19 protein-coding genes are annotated in these 19,586 nt (G+C 63.1%); 10 read left to right on the forward strand and 9 right to left on the reverse strand.

Annotated features, from left to right (window positions below):
- Positions 1-38 precede the first annotated feature (38 nt).
- Entirely contained in the window at positions 39-611 is a 573-nt protein-coding gene (locus H6718_31650) for a hypothetical protein (GenBank protein MCB9590012.1), read from the reverse strand.
- A 263-nt stretch (positions 612-874) separates the two neighbouring features.
- Here H6718_31650 and H6718_31655 point away from each other — a divergent pair, with 263 nt between their 5' ends.
- The 3 genes from H6718_31655 to H6718_31665 all read left to right on the forward strand — a co-directional run bounded on the left by H6718_31655 (position 875) and on the right by H6718_31665 (position 3,682).
- Entirely contained in the window at positions 875-2,140 is a 1,266-nt protein-coding gene (locus H6718_31655; protein ID MCB9590013.1) for a hypothetical protein, read from the forward strand.
- A gap of 75 nt (positions 2,141-2,215) precedes the next feature.
- Entirely contained in the window at positions 2,216-3,205 is a 990-nt protein-coding gene (locus tag H6718_31660; GenBank protein MCB9590014.1) for a hypothetical protein, read from the forward strand.
- A gap of 9 nt (positions 3,206-3,214) precedes the next feature.
- A complete protein-coding gene (locus H6718_31665; GenBank protein ID MCB9590015.1) occupies positions 3,215-3,682 on the forward strand; it encodes a hypothetical protein in 468 nt (155 codons plus the stop codon).
- Between the two features lie 2 nt (positions 3,683-3,684).
- Here H6718_31665 and H6718_31670 read toward each other — a convergent pair whose 3' ends face one another.
- Complete coding sequence (locus tag H6718_31670; GenBank protein MCB9590016.1) at positions 3,685-3,942, reverse strand: BolA/IbaG family iron-sulfur metabolism protein; 258 nt, start codon at positions 3,940-3,942, stop codon at positions 3,685-3,687.
- Positions 3,943-3,986: 44 nt separating this feature from the next.
- The gene (gene nhaA, locus H6718_31675; GenBank protein MCB9590017.1) at positions 3,987-5,408 is read right to left on the reverse strand and encodes a Na+/H+ antiporter NhaA; all 1,422 of its coding nucleotides are present in this window, start codon (positions 5,406-5,408) and stop codon (positions 3,987-3,989) included.
- Between the two features lie 571 nt (positions 5,409-5,979).
- Between nhaA and H6718_31680 the strand changes: the two genes are divergently transcribed.
- The 3 genes from H6718_31680 to H6718_31690 are packed head-to-tail and all read left to right on the forward strand — an operon-like array spanning position 5,980 to position 8,153.
- Positions 5,980-6,348: a hypothetical protein gene (locus tag H6718_31680; GenBank protein MCB9590018.1), complete on the forward strand. Its 369-nt coding sequence runs from the start codon at positions 5,980-5,982 to the stop codon at positions 6,346-6,348.
- Between the two features lie 33 nt (positions 6,349-6,381).
- Positions 6,382-6,996 carry a DUF924 domain-containing protein gene (locus tag H6718_31685; protein ID MCB9590019.1) on the forward strand — a complete coding sequence of 205 codons (615 nt, stop codon included), beginning with the start codon at positions 6,382-6,384 and terminating at the stop codon, positions 6,994-6,996.
- Entirely contained in the window at positions 6,993-8,153 is a 1,161-nt protein-coding gene (locus H6718_31690; protein MCB9590020.1) for a serine/threonine protein kinase, read from the forward strand. The genes H6718_31685 and H6718_31690 overlap by 4 nt, the downstream gene beginning before the upstream one ends.
- A gap of 34 nt (positions 8,154-8,187) precedes the next feature.
- On the opposite strand, the gene H6718_31695 is transcribed toward H6718_31690, so the two are convergent.
- Complete coding sequence (locus tag H6718_31695; protein ID MCB9590021.1) at positions 8,188-9,507, reverse strand: AarF/ABC1/UbiB kinase family protein; 1,320 nt, start codon at positions 9,505-9,507, stop codon at positions 8,188-8,190.
- Positions 9,508-9,697: 190 nt separating this feature from the next.
- Between H6718_31695 and H6718_31700 the strand changes: the two genes are divergently transcribed.
- The 3 genes from H6718_31700 (at position 9,698) to cysN (ending at position 13,181) form a co-directional block, all read left to right on the forward strand.
- On the forward strand, positions 9,698-10,423 hold the full coding sequence (locus H6718_31700; GenBank protein ID MCB9590022.1) for a leucyl/phenylalanyl-tRNA--protein transferase: 726 nt from the start codon (positions 9,698-9,700) through the stop codon (positions 10,421-10,423).
- An 80-nt stretch (positions 10,424-10,503) separates the two neighbouring features.
- A complete protein-coding gene (gene cysD, locus H6718_31705; protein ID MCB9590023.1) occupies positions 10,504-11,436 on the forward strand; it encodes a sulfate adenylyltransferase subunit CysD in 933 nt (310 codons plus the stop codon).
- A complete protein-coding gene (gene cysN / locus H6718_31710; protein ID MCB9590024.1) occupies positions 11,436-13,181 on the forward strand; it encodes a sulfate adenylyltransferase subunit CysN in 1,746 nt (581 codons plus the stop codon). Before cysD ends, cysN begins: the two co-directional genes overlap by 1 nt.
- Here the strand turns inward: cysN and H6718_31715 are convergent.
- The 5 genes from H6718_31715 to H6718_31735 all read right to left on the reverse strand — a co-directional run bounded on the left by H6718_31715 (position 13,076) and on the right by H6718_31735 (position 18,523).
- On the reverse strand, positions 13,076-13,741 hold the full coding sequence (locus H6718_31715) for a TetR/AcrR family transcriptional regulator (protein MCB9590025.1): 666 nt from the start codon (positions 13,739-13,741) through the stop codon (positions 13,076-13,078). The two genes, cysN and H6718_31715, sit on opposite strands and share 106 nt — an antisense overlap.
- Positions 13,742-13,817: 76 nt before the next feature.
- Positions 13,818-14,498, reverse strand: coding sequence for a phosphate signaling complex protein PhoU (gene phoU / locus H6718_31720; protein ID MCB9590026.1), 681 nt, complete (start codon positions 14,496-14,498; stop codon positions 13,818-13,820).
- A 538-nt stretch (positions 14,499-15,036) separates the two neighbouring features.
- Positions 15,037-16,866 carry a PAS-domain containing protein gene (locus tag H6718_31725; GenBank protein MCB9590027.1) on the reverse strand — a complete coding sequence of 610 codons (1,830 nt, stop codon included), beginning with the start codon at positions 16,864-16,866 and terminating at the stop codon, positions 15,037-15,039.
- Positions 16,863-17,567 carry a response regulator gene (locus H6718_31730; GenBank protein ID MCB9590028.1) on the reverse strand — a complete coding sequence of 235 codons (705 nt, stop codon included), beginning with the start codon at positions 17,565-17,567 and terminating at the stop codon, positions 16,863-16,865. Before H6718_31730 ends, H6718_31725 begins: the two co-directional genes overlap by 4 nt.
- A 272-nt stretch (positions 17,568-17,839) precedes the next feature.
- Positions 17,840-18,523, reverse strand: a complete 684-nt coding sequence (locus H6718_31735) for a response regulator (GenBank protein MCB9590029.1) — start codon at positions 18,521-18,523, stop codon at positions 17,840-17,842.
- A gap of 263 nt (positions 18,524-18,786) precedes the next feature.
- On the opposite strand from H6718_31735, the gene H6718_31740 reads away from it, so the two are divergent.
- A complete protein-coding gene (locus H6718_31740; protein ID MCB9590030.1) occupies positions 18,787-19,551 on the forward strand; it encodes a TonB family protein in 765 nt (254 codons plus the stop codon).
- Positions 19,552-19,586 lie beyond the last annotated feature (35 nt).

Raw genomic sequence — 19,586 nt, forward strand, 5'->3', positions numbered from 1 at the left:
GGCACCTGAGCGGCAGGGCGACAGGCGGGGACGCCGCGTCACTGCGCGTCGTCGTCGTACTCATCCTCTTCGGGCAAATCGTACAAGCCTTTGCCGCCTCGGATCGGAATCGCGCGCGCCGCGGCGAGTCGCTCGAGCTCTGCCTCGAGCGCCAAACGGTCTCGCACGGTAGGTAGCTCTGCACGGCTCCCGTCCCACAGATCGAGGGCGATGGCGCCCACGCCGTCGAGACGAATCAGGTCGATCTGTGCCCACTTGATCCGGCGCACCCGCGGCCAGAGCAACCCGGAGATCTCACGGCACTCGAGCCCATCCCCGCGGATACGCACGCCGCGCATGCTGGTGCGAAGCAATGCGGCGACAGCGCTCGCTGTCAGCAGCAACGCCAGCCCACGCGAGGAGATCAGGCGGTAGTCATCACCCCGGATGAAGTACTCGTACAGCCAGCTCCCAGGCGTGCTGCGCTCTGCGATCAACACCATGGCGCTCACCACCAGGGCGATCCCCAGGTAGCTGAGTGACGGCACCCAGATCAGCAGCGGAGGGCCATACACCGCCTCGCTTGGGCGATAGGCCATATCGAAACCGGGAGGACGAGAGATGCGAGCCACGTGCGCCATCCACCTTAGTACGCTGCGCGCGGCTTTCCTTGGGCCCACTCACCTCAGCTGATCGCTTTGCAGCCCGAGATGCGAGGTGGGCCGTTGACCTACACACGGAAGAGCCGCGTCGCTTGGCAGGACGTCGCTCAACACCTGCCCAACGCGCCAAACACCTGTCTGGAACGTCCTATCCAGCCGGAAACGTCTGCTCTCAACGTTGCGGGCATCCGTGGCACTCAGTACCCTTTACGTCCCCTGCTCGAGGAGACCCGATGACACGCTCGCTCCGTCCCCATGCGCTCCCAAGCGCCGTTCGCCCCGCATTCTCCAATCGCTCTCGCTTCCAGCTCGCCTGCCTACTCGGCGCGGGCGCGTTGCTGCTCGGCTGCTCGGACTCCGGTTCGGAGTCCACTGGCTCGGGCGAGCTGTTGGCGCCTCCCCCGGAGGGCCAAGGCATCCAGCTCGAGATGCGCACCGAGATCGAGCCAGGCGAAGAAGTGGAGCACTGCAAGTTCATCCAGATGCCGGCTAGCGGCCTGAACGTCAACCGTACGGAAACGCGCTTCACCTCAGGCAGCCACCATGTGCTGCTCTACCGCACGCAGTACACATCCATCCCGACGCAGAAACAGGATGGCACGCAGGTGGACACCAGCGATGTCTTCGATTGCTCGGACGGTGCGACCAACGGCTGGGACGTGCTGGATGTGATCGGCGGCTCCCAGAACGCCGAGGGCGGGACGTTCTCCGAGTTCCCCGACAACGTCGCGATGCGCGTCGAACCGAATACCGTGTTGATGATCAACGCCCACTACATCAACACCACGCAAAAGCCGATCGAGCCTCTGGTCAAGATCAACCTCGAGACGATCCCCGACTCCCAGGTGGAGCACGAAGGCGGGATCCTGTTCTATTACAACATCTTCATTCGCGCGAACGGGATGGCCAAGTCCCAGGCACGCATGCGCTGCGCGGTCCCGAACGATATCACGCTGCTCAACGCGCAAAGTCATATGCACGCGCGCGGCGTTGATTACTCCGCGGAAATTCTCCAGGAGGGCAAGGAGGCACAGCCTCTCTACCAGAACGACCGTTGGGAGAATGTGCCGGTCAAGACCTGGGACAGCGGACTGGCCATCCAAGGCGGAAGCCAGATCGACTATCGCTGCCACTACGACAACCCCGAGGAGCGGACCGCCTGGCAAGGCCCGCGCACCACGGACGAAATGTGCATGTTCATCGGCGCGTATTACCCGGCGACCCCGGGCGCGAGCTTCTGCTCCTACGACCTCGATAACGGCATCGACACCCAGCAGATCGGCGCCAAGTGGATCGGTAACGGCACCAAGACCTGCGCGGAGAGTCTGCTCTGCTTGCAGACCTCAGCCAGCAAGGGTCTCGAGGGGGTCACTGACTGCGTGGCAGACGTGAAAGAGGAAGACTCCGTCATGTTCTCCAACGCCCTCGGCTGTGTGTTCGCCAACAGCGGAAGCACCAGCGCCTGCCAGACCGAAATCGACACCTGCCTCGGCAAGTGAACGTGGGCTAGCGGGCGCTAGAACGCGAGCGGACACCCAGCGTCAGTCTCGTGCTAGCGTCTGCGAAACGGACGCATGACCCAGCACGCCGATTCCGTGTTCCTGAACGCCTCGTTCCACATCGGCGACGTGAACGAGGTCACCGTGGCGGTGATGGACGCTCTCGCACATCCGCCTTGGCCAATCCCAACCCAGTACCGAACGCCGATGTCGGTAAAGCCGACGCCGTCCACCGAGGGCACACCGCTCGCTCTAGCCCAGGCCGGTGCGCTCGGGCGCTCCGTGGAGTGGGAGTGCCCCGGGATCTATACCTGCTACGTCGCGCCTCGGGAGGAGTGCGTCGTGCTGCAGGTCGACGTCTCTGACGTCGGGACTGAGCGGACCTGGCGCTGGGTGCGCGCTCTCGAGGAAATCCTCACCCGTCTCCTCGAAGCCAACGAGACAGTCGTGGTCGGAACCGCTGCGATCTTCCCAAACGTAGGCGGCGTCGGCTGCTTGCCATACCTTCCGCTGGTGGGGCACAAGGCGTACGTGGTGGCAGCGGACGATGACGCACTGAACTACTACTTCGAGAGCGCTGAAGCCATGATCGCTGCGGGGGGTTGGGAAAAGCGCACCATCAACGACTGCCATCTGCTGTCTCGGGCCATGCACGGCGAGACCAACGTCGAAATGCTGGAGGCGGTGATCGAGGGTCAGTTCGCCATGGCGCGCATCGCCAAGCCTGGCTTCACTCGCTACGATCTCATGTACTCGCCTCGCCCCGAAGAGCTCGAGATTGTCCAGGAGGGGTCACCCACCCTGGAAGCAGTGGGCTACGCACCAGACGACGCCGAAGCGATCTATTCATGTACCGCGGGGAAACGTGAGCACGTTCGCCCCTGGGAGATCTTGATGCTCAAGCGCCTGATTGACGACAAGCAGCTGGCCAGCGGAGAGCCAGTGCGCCAGGTGACCGTCATCTTCCCGGATCGCGCCACCGCAGATCGCGAGAAGCGGCCGCTGCTTGACCTGGGGGTGCACGTCCAGTGCTACGATGAGCGCGGTGAGCTGGTCTCGCTCTGAGTTGAACTTGTGCAGCCCGTAGACGAAGCACCAGTCGACGAACCCCCGATCGACCCGTTTGCGCCACCGAAGGCGGAGCTCACTACGGGTCCACCTTCCGCCGTCGATCTGCCGAAGGACGTCCACTTCACGCTGATGCGCGTGGGCATGTGGATGATGTTTGGGGCGTGGGTGATGCTCGTGCTGATCAGCGTGCCGGCCTACGTTTCGATCGCCCATGACCAACCACCGTTCGGTCGTGGCATGGATCCCACGCTGCAAGGGCTCTTGATGGCGCTCTTGGTGGACGTGTTCTATTCGCCACCCGGCCTCTGCGGCTTGATCGCGAACTTGGGGTTTCGCAAGCGTCGACGCTGGGCCCACGCCGTTGCTGTTGCCGCGTATGCACTCGCGTGCCTGTGCTGCTTGCCCCTGGGTGGTTACGGCCTGTGGGTGCTGCTACGTGAGCGCACGCGGCGACACTTCTACGCTCCTTGACGTCAGCCGGCGCGCGTCTTGAGCGTATCCACCGCGTGCACTGGTGCGAGATCGCCAGCCATCAGGTGAGCGATGGTCTTGTAGACCATGCGCTGACTCTCGAGCATCGACTTGCCTTCGAATATGGCCGCGACCACCTCGATGCTGAAGTGACCACCGCTGCCCGTCACCTGCGCCGTTGCCCCCTCGATGCCAGACTCGATGGACTCCTTGATGGCCAGGGTGACGTCGCCTTGGAAGTTCGTCGGGTGTGAGCTCATGCGGCGCTTATAGCTGACGCTTCACCTGCTGCCCACCGCCCTGGTCAGTACTCAGTAGAGGACTCCGCCCGGGCCACGGAGATGCGGGCGATTTCCTCCGGCAGCTTGTCGGATAGCATGAGCTTGCCCAGCGCCAAGCCAATCACTGCGATGAGCCCTGAGCCGATCAGCACTGCCAGCTTGGAGACACCAAGAAACGGACTGCCAGCGAACGCCAGCTCCGCGATGAAGATCGCCATCGTGAAGCCGATCCCACCGACGCAACCGACGACGAACACCCCCCTCCAATTGACTCCGCGCGGAAGCGCTGCAACTCCAACCTTCACCGCCAGGAACGCGGCCAGAGTGATGCCGATTGGCTTGCCCAACGTCAGGCCGAGCGCGACTCCGAAGCCAACGCTACCAGCGTGCTCCATGTCGAGATCGATGCCCTGAAGGTTCACGCCCGCGTTCGCCAAGGCGAACACTGGCATGATGAAGTAGGCGACGTAGCCGTGGAGATTCGACTCGAGCCGCTGCAGAGGGCTGAACGCTTCACGACGGGCCGTCGCCAACCTATCGAGCGGCTCGAACAAAGAATGATCGTCCGCTTCGGGGTCCTCGAGCTTCTGGTTGAAGTCACCCAGGGCCTTGTTCGCCTCTTTGAGGAACCCTTCCTTGCCAAACCAGGACACGTGGGGCGTGGCGAGGCCGAGCAGCACCCCTGCGATGGTCGGGTGAACACCAAAGCGCAACATCCCAGCCCAAATCAGCACGCCACCGGGGATGTACATGGTGGCGAGACGCACGCCAAAGCGCTGCATCATGAACACCAGAGTGAAGCCGAGGCCAACTAACACCAGGCCGTCAATCTGGATCCCCTTGGAGTAGAAGATGGCGATCACGATGATCGCGCCAATGTCATCGATGATCGCCAACGCCAGGAGCAAGATGCGAAGCGCAGCTGGCACTCTGGAGCCCAACAAAGAAAGGATCCCCACGGCAAAGGCGATGTCCGTGGCCATGGGGATGCCCCAACCGGAGTGCGGCTCTCCACCTGGGTTGAGCGCCATGTAGATCCCAGCGGGCACCAGCATGCCCCCAAGCGCCGCCGCGATCGGCAACGCCGCACGCTTCAGCTCGCTGAGCTCACCGTCCAAGATCTCGCGCTTGATCTCCAAGCCGACGACGAAGAAGAAGATCGTCATCAGCCCGTCGTTGATCCAGAAGTGGAGCGGGCGCTTGAAGTTCAGGTTGCCCGCTTCCACTCCGAGCTCGAAGTGCCACAAGTGAGCGTAGCTCTCGTGCCAGGGAGAGTTCGCCCACACCAACGCGATCACCGCCATCGCCAACAGCAGCAACCCGCTCGCCGCCTGCACGTGCAGAAATGCTTCGATGGGCGCCATCAGCGCGACCTTCAAGCGGTTGGCCGCCAGAGACGTCTCGGGAGGTGCACCGACGTTGGACTGCGAGGAGCGAATAGCCATCCCAATGGTTTTGATAGTCGGTCAGCCCCCGTTTGCCACCCCGGCACTCTGCCAATCGGCAGCTTTGGCGTCGCGAGGGCGCGCAGCGTGCTTGGCTGACAATCTGGCAGCGCTTCTTCTTCCCCTAGCGCTGGGCGAGTCAGTTTGTCCTCGATCGGACACCTGGCTCACGCAACGCCGTGCCTCACCCCCAGAAGCTAAACCTGCAGCAGAAAGGCTGTGAACCGCGCTTCCACGGCAGTGTCCATGGTGTCGGCATACGTCTTGCTCCTGTCACTCTCAGAGCCGCGCAGGGCTCCCATCCCAAACCCAAGCGCAGAATCGAAACAACCAAACCAAGCCAAGCGTTACGTGCCGGAAACCTGCCAAGCGACCTGCACGTGGAGAAAGCCAAGCCTCCAATCGCGTGGGATCACGACCGCCAAGCCGTGATCCAAGTCCCTGCGCGGCTCGAATATCCAACGCGCGCCCGTTTCCAGACAACGTGGCGACGCAAGAAAAGTGAACGTAAGGCGCTCCCCACTTCCTCCGTTAACGAACGCGCATCAGCCAGCCTTCAACTTCAACCTCGATGACACGCTCCAACCCAACCCGCCGTCGCTCACTGTCCCGCTTCGAAGCGGTTGCTCTGCTGGGAGCAGCGCTCGCCCTGGGCGGAGGCTACTGGCTGTTCAGCAGCGATGCCGCGGCGAAGGACGACGCGGGTCAAGCGGTCAAGACGGCTGGCAAGATTCGAGATGCTGCCCGGGACTGGCGTTCCGATCACAGCGGCTGTCCATCGCTCACGCAGCTCCAGCAGGCCAAGGTCCTCGACGACGAAGTCGAGGATCCGTGGGGCTCGCGCTTCCGTGTCAGCTGCGACGCTGATGAAGTCACAGTGTTTTCTCCTGGTCGCGACGGCAAGCTCGGAACATCGGACGACGTGAAGAGCCGCGGGTAGCCACTCAGCGCCACGAGCGTTAGCCTTGCCAGGATGGCGAACGTGGACGCGATCTTAGAGTTCTGGTTCGGCACCGAACAGGACGACCTCGCGGTCATCCAGAAGCAAGGCAGCCTGTGGTTCGCGTCCAAGCCTGAGCTAGACGCTGAGATCAGGTCGCGCTTTGGCGCTGATGTCGAAGCCGCGGCCCGCGGGGAGCTAGAGCACTTGACCGCTGAAGCGCGAGGTCGTCTGGCGGTGATCATCCTGCTGGATCAGTTCACGCGCAACATCTACCGAGGCACCGCCCAGGCCTTCGCGAGCGACCATCTGGCGCTCGGCCATTGCCGCACGGCAATTTCTTCGAAGCAAGACGAGGCACTCCGACGCGTGGAGCGACCGTTCCTCTACATGCCACTGATGCACAGCGAAGACCTCACGGCACAAGACGAAGCGCTGCGCGTCTTCGGCAAGCTGGTGGAGACAGCAGAAGGCGAGCTCAAGAAGACCTTCGAGAACAACCTCAAGTTCGCCCACATGCATCGCGATCTCATCGTGAAGTTTGGCCGTTTTCCCCATAGAAATGCGATTCTAGGACGCGAGAGCACCGCGGAGGAAGCGGCATACCTCGCAGACGGCGCGGAGACCTTCGGGCAAGGTAAGGCGTGACCTCCCCCGCCCCCACGCCGAAGGCGGGCGACAGCTTGGGCAGAGGTCGTTACGCGGTCACCCAACTGATCGGCGAAGGCGCCCAAGGCCAGACCCTTCAAGCTATTGATAAGCGAGACGGCACACTCGTCGCGATCAAGCGCTTCAGCGTGCGTGGTGCGAGCAGCTGGAAGGACGTCGAGCTCGCCGAGCGCGAGGCGCGCGTGCTTGCTCAGCTCGATCATCCAGCACTCCCGCGTCACCTCGATCACTTCGAAGAAGATGGCGCGCTGTACCTCGTGATGACCCTGGTCGAGGGAGAGTCGCTCGCCGAGCTGCGACGCCAGGGCAAGCTCCTGGGCACGGCTGAGGTGCGCACTTTGCTCACGCAGATGGCCGATGTTCTCGGGTACCTCAGTCAGCGTGCCCCCCCGGTCATCCATCGCGACATCAAGCCGAGCAACATCGTGCGCCGCCCCGATGGGTCGTACGCGCTCGTTGATTTTGGTTCCGTGCGGGACCATCTGAAAGCGGATGGCAGCACCGTGGTCGGCACGTTCGGCTACATGGCGCCGGAACAGTTTCAAGGTCGCGCGCTGGCAGTCAGCGACGTCTATGGTCTTGGTGCAACGGCGCTCACGCTGCTCACCGGCGTCGCACCTGACCAGCAGCCACATCGTGGCCTCGGCATCGACGTGGAAAGCGCGCTCGGCGCTGGGGCAGACTCGGAGTTGGTTGCGCTGCTGAGCGGGATGTTGACCCCAGATCCTGACGTTCGCACTCGGGATCTGAAAGCCGCGCTGCGAGCGGCCCCTCCGCCTCCGCACGCGGACTACTGGCAAGCTGGATCGCCCAGTGTCGATGACTCGCGGCCCGCGCCCAGCGCGCGTCCATTCGCTCCGCCGTTCATCCTGGTGATCTTCGGTGCCGGGTTCTGGTTCAGTAGTTCCTCGCAGTTCAGCTTGATGTTGCCGCTCATGAGCCTGATGATTGCCGGCGTTGTCTGGTACTACATGAGCGGTGGGCTCAAGCGAAAGAGCACCGGCGGGCGCGAGCGCGTGAGGGTCAGCGACCACACGCGAGTGCGAGTTCAGGAGCGCCTAGCCGAGCCTTTGGAGGACACCCGAGCCGAAAGTCCGGCCCGAAACGTATCCACGCGGCAACGTCACCGGCGTTAGGCGGTCTCCCGAGTCAGTGGAGCGGCGAGGTAGCCTAGGCAGCCTGGGGCTCTGGGTCTGCCCCAGGGATCACGCGATTCGGGGCGCGACCAGGGGGAGCCGTGAGCATGGCGTTGGAGAGGTAAGGCATCGCCAGCGGCACCAGGTCAATCTCTGGATCGAGCTGCTTTCCCAGGCCCTCAGCGACCAACATCGCGAGATTGACCACGGTGAAGCTGGGGTCGATCTGAACGCGATGCTTGCGCAGCACGTTCATCATTCCGCTCACCGCCTGGGAGACCTCGACCTCGCCGAGAGTCTTCCCGTACAGGTTGCTCAGGTAGCCCTTCACTTCGGCTTCGAATGCGGCGTAGTCGTCGCAGCCCACGCTGGGCGCGTAGCCGTAGAAGACTCTGGCGGCGCGCGCACCGTCTTGCTGACTGAGCGCCACGAACGTCTCGACCCAAGGGCGCAGCAGATCACCCGGGATCTCCGTCACCATCCCGAGGTCGATCAGCACCACCCGGCTGTCGCGCGTGAGGATGATGTTCCCGGGATGCAGGTCCGCGTGCACGAAGCCGTCGGTGAAGGTCATCTTCAGGATGCATTCACCGCCGAGACGAGCCAGTCGTTTACGGTCGCCGCCGACCTTCTCGGGCTCCGTGGCCTTTACGCCATCAATGAACTCCATGACGATGACGCGCTCCGTGCACAGCTCGTCAAACAGCCGTGGCACGTCGATGCCGTCGACGTCGGCAAAGTTCACCGCGAAGCGCCGATTGTTCTCAGCTTCCTTGCGGAAATCGAGCTGGCCCCGCAGCGACTCGGCGAAGCGCTCCACGGAGCCAGGCAGGCTCAACAGGTGAAGCGTGGGGATCTTATCCAAGATGCGCGCCCCGATGGCCATGATGGCCAAGTCGCGTTCGATCTGGCTAGGGGCATCCGGGCGTTGCACCTTGACGGCTACGGCTTCGCCGGTATCGAGGACACCCTTGTGGACCTGCGCCACGGATGCGGCGGCGACGCACTCGCTATTGATCTCGACGATGCGGCCCCGCTGGTCGCCTAGCTCGCGGTCGAGCACCGCGCTGATTTGGGCGTAGGGCGCAGGCTTTACCGCGTCCTGAAGCTTGGCGAGCGCCCCGGTGTACTCCTCGTTCAGGAGGTCTGGCCGCGTGCTGAGGATCTGGCCGAACTTGATGAAGGTCGCGCCCAGGCGTTCCAGCAGCTTGGCTAGCACGTCCCCTCGCAGGCGATCCCGTTCTTGCTTCGAGATAAATCCCCGTGGAATTCTTCTCAGCCAGTAACCCAGGAAGGCCAGGCTACACACGAAGGAGATGTGTACGAAGCGAACGGAGAGAGAAAGGAAGCGCATGGCTCGAGGGGGGCGAGAGGTCGGCGGACCCTAGCACAACACCCGTCGCGGTCTCGGGAGGTCGCCCTCCGGGGCGTGTTCTTGCGATTTGTGGGCGCCAAGCGTCACCTGAAGCCCTGAGTGGAGTGGGGGTCAGACGCAGCGTGGGCTGCTACCAGTGAACGGCGCTCCTCGCTGCTATGCTCCCAACGTGCACCGTCCGAGCCCGCCGAAACTCCTACACCCCGGTCGCCGCGAGGCGTTCCCCGACCCGCGTCTCGCAGACGATGAGGGTCTGGTGGCGGTTGGAGGGGACCTCTCACCATGGCGCCTCATGGCCGCCTACGAGCGCGGGATCTTTCCCTGGTACAACGGCGGAGTACCGCCCTTGTGGTGGAGCCCAGACCCACGCACGGTGCTCGACCCGTCAGACGTCCACGTGTCTCGGAGCTTGCGACGCGTCCTGCGTCGAGGGGTCTTCGAAGTCACGACTGATCGGGCATTCTCCGAGGTTATTCACGCGTGCGCCGACGAACGCAGCGAAGGCACCTGGATCCTCCCGGAGATGATCGAAGCGTACGAAGAGCTATTCCAAATGGGCCACGCCCACAGCTTCGAGGTCTGGGAGGCGGGGCGCCTCGTCGGTGGCCTGTACGGAGTAGCCATCGGTCGAGCCTTCGCGGCGGAGAGCATGTTCCACCGCTCCACGAACGCCTCCAAAGTGGGTCTAGTGGTGTGCGTATCGAGCCTGGCGCAGGTCGGACTCGAGTTGTTCGACGTGCAGTTTCTGACTGATCACCTCGCCAGCCTCGGCGCGAAGGAGATCCCGAGGAGCAACTACTTGGACCGCTTGAGGTTGGCTCAGACGGGAGAAGCGTTGAATTGGTCGCAGCTCGACCTCGCCCAACCGTTCGAACTTCCAGATCAAATGGCATAATCCCGACTAATTACATCGGAAAAGACGTAAAAAAGAAGTGCCGGTTCCAAGGCTCAACGCTATGTGAAGCGCATCCCTGTATGGAGAGCGCCGTGAATGCCCCCCTGCTGACCCAACGCCTGACCCACCTCAAGCAGCTCGAAGCCGAGAGCATCCACATCATTCGGGAGGTCGCCGCCGAGTTCGACAACCCGGTGATGTTGTATTCAATCGGGAAGGACTCCTCGGTGATGCTTCGGCTAGCCCAGAAGGCGTTCCACCCCGGGAAGCTGCCGTTCCCCCTGCTCCACATTGATACCACGTGGAAATTCAAGGCGATGACCGAGTTTCGGGATGCCTACTGTGCCGAGCTCGGGCTCGACCTCAAGGTGCACACGAATCAGGAGGGGAAAACGCAGAACGTCAACCCGTTCGACTACGGGAGCCAGAAGTACACCACGATCATGAAGACCCAGGCGCTGCTCCAAGCGCTGAAGGCGGGTGGTTATGACGCGGCGTTCGGCGGCGCTCGTCGAGACGAAGAGAAGAGCCGCGCCAAGGAGCGCATCTACTCTTTCCGCGATGAGCACGGCACCTGGGATCCCAAGAACCAGCGCCCCGAACTCTGGAACGCCTACAACGGTAAGATCACCAAGGGTCAAAGCATCCGCGTCTTTCCGCTTTCGAACTGGACCGAGCTCGACATCTGGCTTTATATCCATCGGGAAAATATCCCGATCGTGCCGCTCTACTACGCGGCGGAGCGCCCGGTCGTCGAGCGCGACGGGCAGCTGGTGATGGTTGACGACGAGCGCATGCGCTTGCTCCCGGGGGAGACTCCGAGCCTCGAACGAGTTCGCTTCCGTACTCTTGGCTGCTACCCGCTGACCGGTGCCATGCGCTCGGACGCGACGACGCTCCCGGAGATCATCCGCGAGATGCTGCTCACCCGCTATTCGGAGCGCGGCGGGCGTCTGATCGACTTCGATGAGGAAGGCTCGATGGAGACCAAGAAGCGCGAGGGATACTTCTAATGACTCACCAGTCGGAGCTCATCGAGCAAGACATCGAGGCCTACCTCGAGCAACACCAGAACAAAGAGCTCTTGCGCTTTGTGGCGGTGGGCAGCGTGGACGACGGCAAGTCGACCCTCATCGGGCGACTGCTCCACGACACCCACGGCGTATATGAAGACCAGCTATCGGCGGTCAAGCGCGCCTCCAAGCAGACCGACATCGAGATCGACTTCTCTCTGTTTACCGACGGTCTGAAAGCCGAGCGCGAGCAAGGCATCACGATCGATGTCGCCTACCGATATTTCTCCACAGAAAATCGCAAGTTCATCATCGCCGATACGCCTGGGCATGTTCAGTACACGCGCAATATGGCGACCGGAGCCTCCACGGCCAACGTCGCGATCATCCTGATCGATGCGCGCCTCGGCGTACTGCAGCAGTCGCGGCGCCACGCATACATCGCCTCGCTACTGGGCATCCCCCACCTCTTCGTGTGTATCAACAAGATGGATCTGGTCGACTACGATCAGCGTCGCTTCGAGGAGATCCGCGAGGAGTTCAGCCTGTTCGCCAGGCGCCTGGGCTTCAAAGACGTCACGTTCATCCCCATCAGCGCGCTGCGGGGGCACAACGTCGTGCACACGAGCGACCAGATGCCCTGGTACAGCGAGGCGGGCGGAAAGACGCTGCTCGCTCACCTCGAAACCGTGCCTATCGCAGAGGACCGCAACCTCAGCGATCTGCGCTTCCCGGTGCAATACGTTCAGCGCCCGAACCTCGACTACCGTGGCTTCGCCGGGCAGATCGCTTCCGGGCGGATCAAGCGTGGCGACGAGATCGTGGTGTTGCCATCGCTGCGCACCAGCCGAGTAAAGAGCATCGACACCTTCGACGGCACGTTGGATGAGGCGTTCGCGCCGATGAGCGTCACCTTGCGCCTCGAAGACGAGGTGGACGTCAGTCGGGGCGACATGCTGGTGCACGCCTCGGAGCGCCCGAAGGTGGCGCAGAACTTCGAGGCCATGTTGGTGTGGATGAGTGAGGCTCCGCTAGACGTCGGCAAGAGCTACTTCATCAAGCACACCGCGCAGTACGTCAGGGCCGAGGTCAGCGAGGTGCTCTCCCACACCGACCTCGAGACTCTGGAGCCCACCCAAGCGAGCGGACTGGCGCTGAACGAGATCGGCCGGGTCAGAGTGAAGGCGCACCGCCCGCTCTTCATCGACATCTACTCGCAGAATCGCGCTACCGGGGCCTTCATCGTCATCGACTCGGTCACCAACGACACGGTGGCCGCCGGAATGATCGTGGATTCAGGCCAGACTAGCGCGGAGGGATCGTCCCCGGGCGACGGCGCGTTGGACCAAGGCAGTCAGGTCTCGGCGCTGGAGCGTCGTCAGCGCCTCGGCCACGCCGCGCTCTTGATCGAACTGCCCGGTGATGCCGCGACCAGCAAGCAGCTGGGCTTCGCGCTAGAGCGCGTGCTATTCGACCGTAATTACCTCGCGGTAACGGTTGATGGCAGTCAGGTCGGCAACGCGGAGGCGGCGCTCTTCACCCTCAGGCCCTTGCTCGAAGTGGGCGCCATCGTGGTGTGGGTCGGAAACCTGTCGAGCGACACTCGTAGCGCCCTCCAGGGCTATCGCAGCGCCACGCCTCAAATGATCGGCGGAGAGCAACCAGCGGCGCCGAGTGACGACATGGACGCGCTGGCGGTGCGCGTGGTCGAGCAACTCACCAGCTCCGGGGCGCTCACGGCCTGAGGCAGTACGCGGCGCACCAGCGCCGCGAGCGCCACCTCTAGCTCGGCGGTGTCGAGCGCCTGCGGGCGGTCGAGCGCGACGCGGTCGACCGCACCGCTAATTGCGCTTGCCGCGAGGAAGCACTCGACCTCCGTCAGCTCGGGGGCACAGCGCTCTAGGGTCTGGAGGATCGCGCAGAAGCTCGGGTCACAGTTCGAGCCATCCACCGCGGCACGATACAACGTGCGATCGCGCCTGCGACGCTCGAGCAGCAACCGGCCCAGACGAGGCAAGCGCTCCTTCGAGAGCTCGCACAGCTGCTGTTCGAACCACCCTGACTGGCTCGCGAACAGACTTCGCACCAACTCCCGCTTCCCGGAGAAGTACTGATACAGGCTGCCGATACCGACGCCTGCGACCTTTGCGACCTGTGTGGTGGACAGTCCCTCGTAGCCCTTGTCGAGTAGGACTCGTTCCGCCGCGGTCAGGATGACCTCGACCGTGTTGCGGGCGCGACGCTGAATCGGCATGCGCCGTAGCTCCTCACCCACGCTCAGCTCCTGGAGATCTTGATTTTCCACTCCATCAGCATGGGCGGAACGCCATGACGCTGCTTGAGCGCAGCCTGAGCGTTGTCTGAAGGCGACGTGAACTACTTCAGGCAGTGCCCGTCGCGACCTGCTGGTTGTGACGCACGTCAGTTCCCGCCACCATGAACACCACCATCTCTGCGATGTTCGTCGTGTGGTCGGCGATCCGTTCGAGATAGCGCGCCACAGAGAGCAAGCGCTGCGCGTTTTCGGGGTCGCTCGCCATGTGGACACTCAACGCGGGAAACGTCTGCGCATAGGCCGCATCCACCTGAGAATCTCGCTCCATCACGCGCTGAGCTTTCGGGACGTCCTTCGTCACGAATGCGTCCAGGCAATCCCTCAACATGCTTGAGGTCACCTGAGCCATCTCCGGCAGGTCGGTCTCGACCTCGAGGGGTGGATGGTCCGAGAGCTCGATGGTGCGCTCACAGATGTTCGCAGCCAGATCCCCGATGCGCTCCAGATCAGTCACCAACTTGAGCGCGGTCGTGATGAAGCGAAGATCGCCCGCCACCGGCTGGCGCCGGGCAAGCAGCCTCAGACAGCGCTCATCAATGTCCACTTCGAGGCGATCGATGTGGGCGTCGATGCTGGATGTCGTGCGAGCCAAGCGGGCGTCTCGTGTGGCGAACGCCTGCATCGCGTCGTGCACCATCTCCTCGACTCGCGAACCCATGAGCAGGACGCGCTCGCGCAGCGCGCTCAGCTCCTTCTCGTATTCGCGGTCAGTATGCAGACGGGACATGCTTCGAACTCGATCACGGTACGTTCCGGCTTGCCTCAGACTTGGCCCCAGAACCCCCAACTTGGCCTCTTGCCAGAGTTAGCTACGACGGAAATCGCTGGCTTCATGAGCCCCCAACCGACGTGTTGGGAACAGTAGCTCAACGAATGTTCAAGCGTACCCCGGCTCCCCTGAATTGACCACGTTGCCGCAAGAACGTGCACAGATGAGCCGATACCGAGACCACAACGACGCAAGATGCCGCAATTCCTCGGGCGGCATTTGAGACGGATCCAGCCACCAAACGACGCTTCCCCTACGCCTCGAGCGTGCCGAAGCTGCGCCGCAGTGTCGTGGCCGAATTGGAAACCTTTGCCAGCCGGATTTCCGAATCAGAACAATCCATGGCTTTTTTGGGGGGAGAGGAGCCCCTACAGGTGCCGTCGCCGCGACGCGGCAAAGACCGCCTGCGCAGGCCTTGCACCTCGGCCATGCCACTCTGCCCCGCCGCTCTGCCCCGCCGCTCGTGCAGCGGCCCACCTTTTGGTGGTCAACCGAGCTACTGCAGCCGCTCGGCGACTGCGACTGGCATCGAACTCGCCGAGGGGTGGCTCGTCATCTCTTCGCGCGCGACGGGCAACGTCACCCAAAACCGTGTACCCACGCCCAGGGTACTCTCGACCCCCACGTTGCCACCATGAGCTTCGACGAGGTGCTTGACGATCGAGAGGCCAAGACCGGTACCGCCGAGGTCCCTGGAGCGCCCTTTATCCACACGATAAAACCGCTCGAACAGTCGCGCGAGATGCTCTTCCTGGATACCAGGTCCGGTGTCCGACACGCCGATCTCGACCACATCGCCAACGCGTTTGGCAGCGATACGGACGGCGTCTCCGTCCGTGGTGTACTTGATAGCGTTGTCCACCAGATTGCTGAGGATATGCTCCATCGCGCGGCCGTCCGCGTTGATACACGGTAAATCCTCAGGGAAATCCTGATCGATACGCAAGCGACGGTTCTTGATTCGCCCGTCAAACATCCCGAGCACCTGCTGCACGAACGGACGCACCGCCAGGGGTTCCCGTCGCAGGCGGAAAGAACCAGACTCGATGCTCGACAAGCTCAGCAGGTCCTCAACCAAGTCACGCAGGCGGATCGCATTGCGGTCGATGATGTCGATGAAGCGACCCGCAAACTTGGGGTCGTCCTTGGCGCCTCCCATTAGGGTCTCGGCCGCGGAGTGAATCGAGGCAACCGGGGTGCGCAGCTCGTGGGAGACGTTGGCCACGAAGTCGCGCCGCATGCCCTCGAGTCGCCGCATCTGAGTGACGTCCAAGAACACCAAGAGCCATCCCTGTTCCGGCACGGGTTGCACCTGCACGAGCAGGATGCGGGGCTTCAGACCCCGCACCTCGATCTCACCGCTGCCGGGCTTCCGCGACTTCTTCGCGGCCTCGAGCAGTTCGTGAAGCTCGGACTGGCGCACGGTCTCCAGCAGCGTCTTACCCACGACGTCGTTGTTCAGCAGCAGCATCTCGCGGAGCGCGGGGTTGACGTGCTGGATGTGACCCGACGTGTCGATCAGCATCACTCCCTCGCGCATGCTCTCGAGGATGCTGCTCATCTTGTCGCGCTCGCTCGTGAGCTCGTCCAGGGTCGAAGACAGGTTCGTGGCGAGCAAGTCGAGCCCGGCACCGAGGGGGCCGAGTTCGTCTTCCTTGCGGATACGCGCGCGAGCCGTGAGATCGCCGTCTGCCATGCGCTCGGCCACCTCTGTAAGGTGAGTCGCAGTGTTGGCGAGGCTCTTGGCAGCGAAGCTTGCGAGCAGCACGGCGATCGCGAGGCCCAGGATTGAAGCCAGGAGCAGCCCTTTTTCCAGGGTCTGAAGCGCGCCTTCCACTTCCTCCAGCTCGATCGACAGCCTCGCCACCTTTGGACCACCCGGCGCCATTCGCTGAACAGGTACCGCAACGTAAAGCTGACTTTGACCAATGGTGGCGCTGTGGCGCTCTGAGATTCCGCGCCCTGAACTCAATGCTTCGACCACCTCCGGCCGCTCCGAGTGATTCTCCAGCGCCGCCAAATCGCCGGTGGGCACCTCCGAGTCACCAAGCACCCGCCCGTCGGCGGCAATCAAGGTAACGCGGGCCTTGGAGGCTTTGCCGAGGCGATCGGCCAGCGCGTCCCAGTCCTTGACGTCGTCGTCAGGTAGCTGCACCTCGCTGACTTGATCGGCGATCAACTGCGCGCGCGTCACCAGGTCGCGGGTCATGTGGTCCACGAGCACGCTGTGGACCTCACGACGCATGAACAAGAACGCCGCCGTAATGGCGACGCCAATCAACAGCAGAGCAACGAGCGTCAGCTTCGCTCGCAGGCCTAGCTTCAATGCATCGCCGCCTCTTCCGGCGTGCCCACGAATCGATAGCCCACACCACGCACGGTCTCGATGTAGTCCCGTGCGTTGGCGAGCTTCTCGCGGAGGCGCTTCACGTGGGTATCCACGGTGCGCGTGGTGATGCTGGAATCCATGCCCCAGACGTCTTCGAGCAGGGTGCCTCGAGACTGAACTCGGTTCTTCCGATCGTACAGCGTGGTCAGCAAGCGGAACTCGAGGGCCGTGAGATCCACGAGAGCGTCCTCCACCCAGACCCGATGCGCGTCGCGAGCGAACTTCAAGCAACCGAACTCGACGACGTCCTCTTTGATGTCGCCTCCGGATTCGGCGCGGCGCAGCACCGCGTTGATACGCAGCAGCAGCTCCCGCACGCTGAAGGGCTTGATGACGTAGTCATCGGCGCCGAGCTCGAAGCCGACCACGCGATCGATCTCCTCCCCCTTGGCGGTCAGCATGATCACCGGCACGCCGCGGGTGGACGAGTTGTCCTTGATCTGCTTGCACACCTCGGTGCCCGGCATGTCGGGCAACATCAGGTCGAGCAAGACCAGGTTGGGGCGCTTCTCCCGCACGAGGTTCAGCGCTTCGGTACCACGCAGCGCCTGGAGCACCTCGTGCCCTACTTGCTCCAAGTTGTAACGCAGGACTTCTTGGAGATCGGTTTCGTCTTCGACGACGACAATTCTGGCCATTGGGTTGCCCCTGAGTAACGCCCCAGTGTGACGCTGAAGTGACAGGTGTGGAGCCTATCCGGGGCCGACAGCCAGCGCCAGCTCGGGTAAACCGGCTGTTCGCGATCGGCAACGTCACAGAACGGCGCGCCTCACCCCCAAACGAGCGAGCCAAAGCGCCGAAACTGCTCACGGTTCAGCCCGCGGAGCAGCGACAGCCCGCAGCCACTACGGCGTCGAATCATCTACCTTTGGCAGGTCTCAGCGCTTCACTGGCGGGTCCTCGCGCGTGGTCAGCCGCGGCCAGTGAAGCGGTAGCCAACGCCGCGCACCGTCTCGATGTGGTTTCGCGCGTGCGCCAGCTTCTCCCGTAGACGCTTCACGTGTGCGTCGACGGTGCGGGTAGAGGAATCGCCACGCATACCCCACACGTTGTCGAGCAGGACCGAGCGACTTTGCACCCGCTCCCGACGCTCGCAGAGCGTCACCAGCAGCTTGAACTCCAAAGCGGTCAGCTCGACCTCGGTCTCACCAACCCACACGCGGTGGGCATCGCGATCGATGCGCAGGTCGCCAAACTCGAGGGTACCGTTTGCGGGAGGCGGACCTGACTTGCGGCGTAGTACCGCGCGGATTCGCAAGGCCAACTCGCGCACGCTGAACGGCTTCGTAACATAGTCGTCCGCGCCGAGCTCGAAGCCGACCACGCGATCGATTTCCTCGGTGCGCGCTGTACACATGATCACGGGAATGTGCGCGGTCACGGGACTGGATCGCAGTAGACGACAAATCTCCGTCCCTGCGAGATCGGGGAGCATGAGGTCCAACACGACGAGTTCCGGCACCATTTCCCGACAAAGCTTGAGCCCCTCTTTGCCGTTGAGTGCCGAGGTCACGTCGTACCCAAGCTGCTCGAGGTTGTATTGCAGGACGGTGTGGATGTCCTCTTCGTCGTCAATGACGAGAATGCGAGTCATCTGAGCCGGTGGCAGTACCGAGGCAGCGTGACCGTGAGGTGACGTGATCGTAGCGCTCTCGAACAATCTGTAGATGAGCGCTCCACAGCGGCCATTGCGTGACGGTTTGATGGCTACGACTGCCGGCGACGACGAGGCTGGACTCGTGTGACAACGCTGCAACGCCTTGGAGCGTTCGTGACGCCAAACCGACTTTCCTTTACTCCTATTTTGCCGAGACGCCACGATGCCGTCACACAACACGAGCAGGGTCCCGACCACCGATGGACCCCAAGAAGTGGACGAACGACGACGGCGACAGCGGCCGTTTTGGACGGCTCTCTGCAGGCCTCGCCATGGGCGTCCTCTGCATGTCGGGGCTTCTCGCCTTCCTGACGGTTGCAGGTGGCAATGTCACCGAGATCATCCAGAAGGAAGAAGACATCGTCGACGTTCAGCTGGCAAAGACTCCTGAGCCTGAGCCCGAGCCTGAAGTCGAAGAAGAGGTGGATCCCGAGCCGGCGCCACGCGCTGCCGGACCGGTGATGCCGAAGCTCGTCGTTCCGAAGGAGATCCCCAAGGAAGCGCCCAAGGAGACCGACGCACCCGTGGGTGACACGCCTGGTGGCGGCGACCCCTACGCGAACGCCGGTGGTGGCGGGCGCGGCAAGGGCACCGGCAAAGCGGCGCCAAAGCCGACGGCTGAACCCACCGCAGAGAAGCCCAAGCCTCCGCCGCCGAAGCCTGAGAAGAAGAAGGTGTTCCGCGCCAACGAGGTCGCGGTACAGCCAGTTCCTCAGAACCGCCCCTACCCGAGCTACCCCTCTTCTGCGCGCTCCGCGGGCATCGAAGGCGTGGTCGTCGTGCGCTACGTCATCACCGAGTCGGGCAGCACTGCCGCAGTCAAGGCAGTGCGCGGCCCGGCTGAACTCACCGGCGTGTGCGAGGCCGCCGTGAAGAGCTGGACCTTCAGCCCCGCGAAGAACGAGTTGGGACAAGCCGTCCCGGTCGTCAAGTTCGCGCGCTTCCCCTTCAAGATCAAAATCTAGCGTCTGACCCCAGAGCGTCTCGCGCAAACCATTTT

Source organism: Polyangiaceae bacterium, from assembly GCA_020633205.1.
In the GTDB taxonomy this organism is placed as follows: Bacteria; Myxococcota_A; Polyangia; order Polyangiales; family Polyangiaceae; genus JAHBVY01.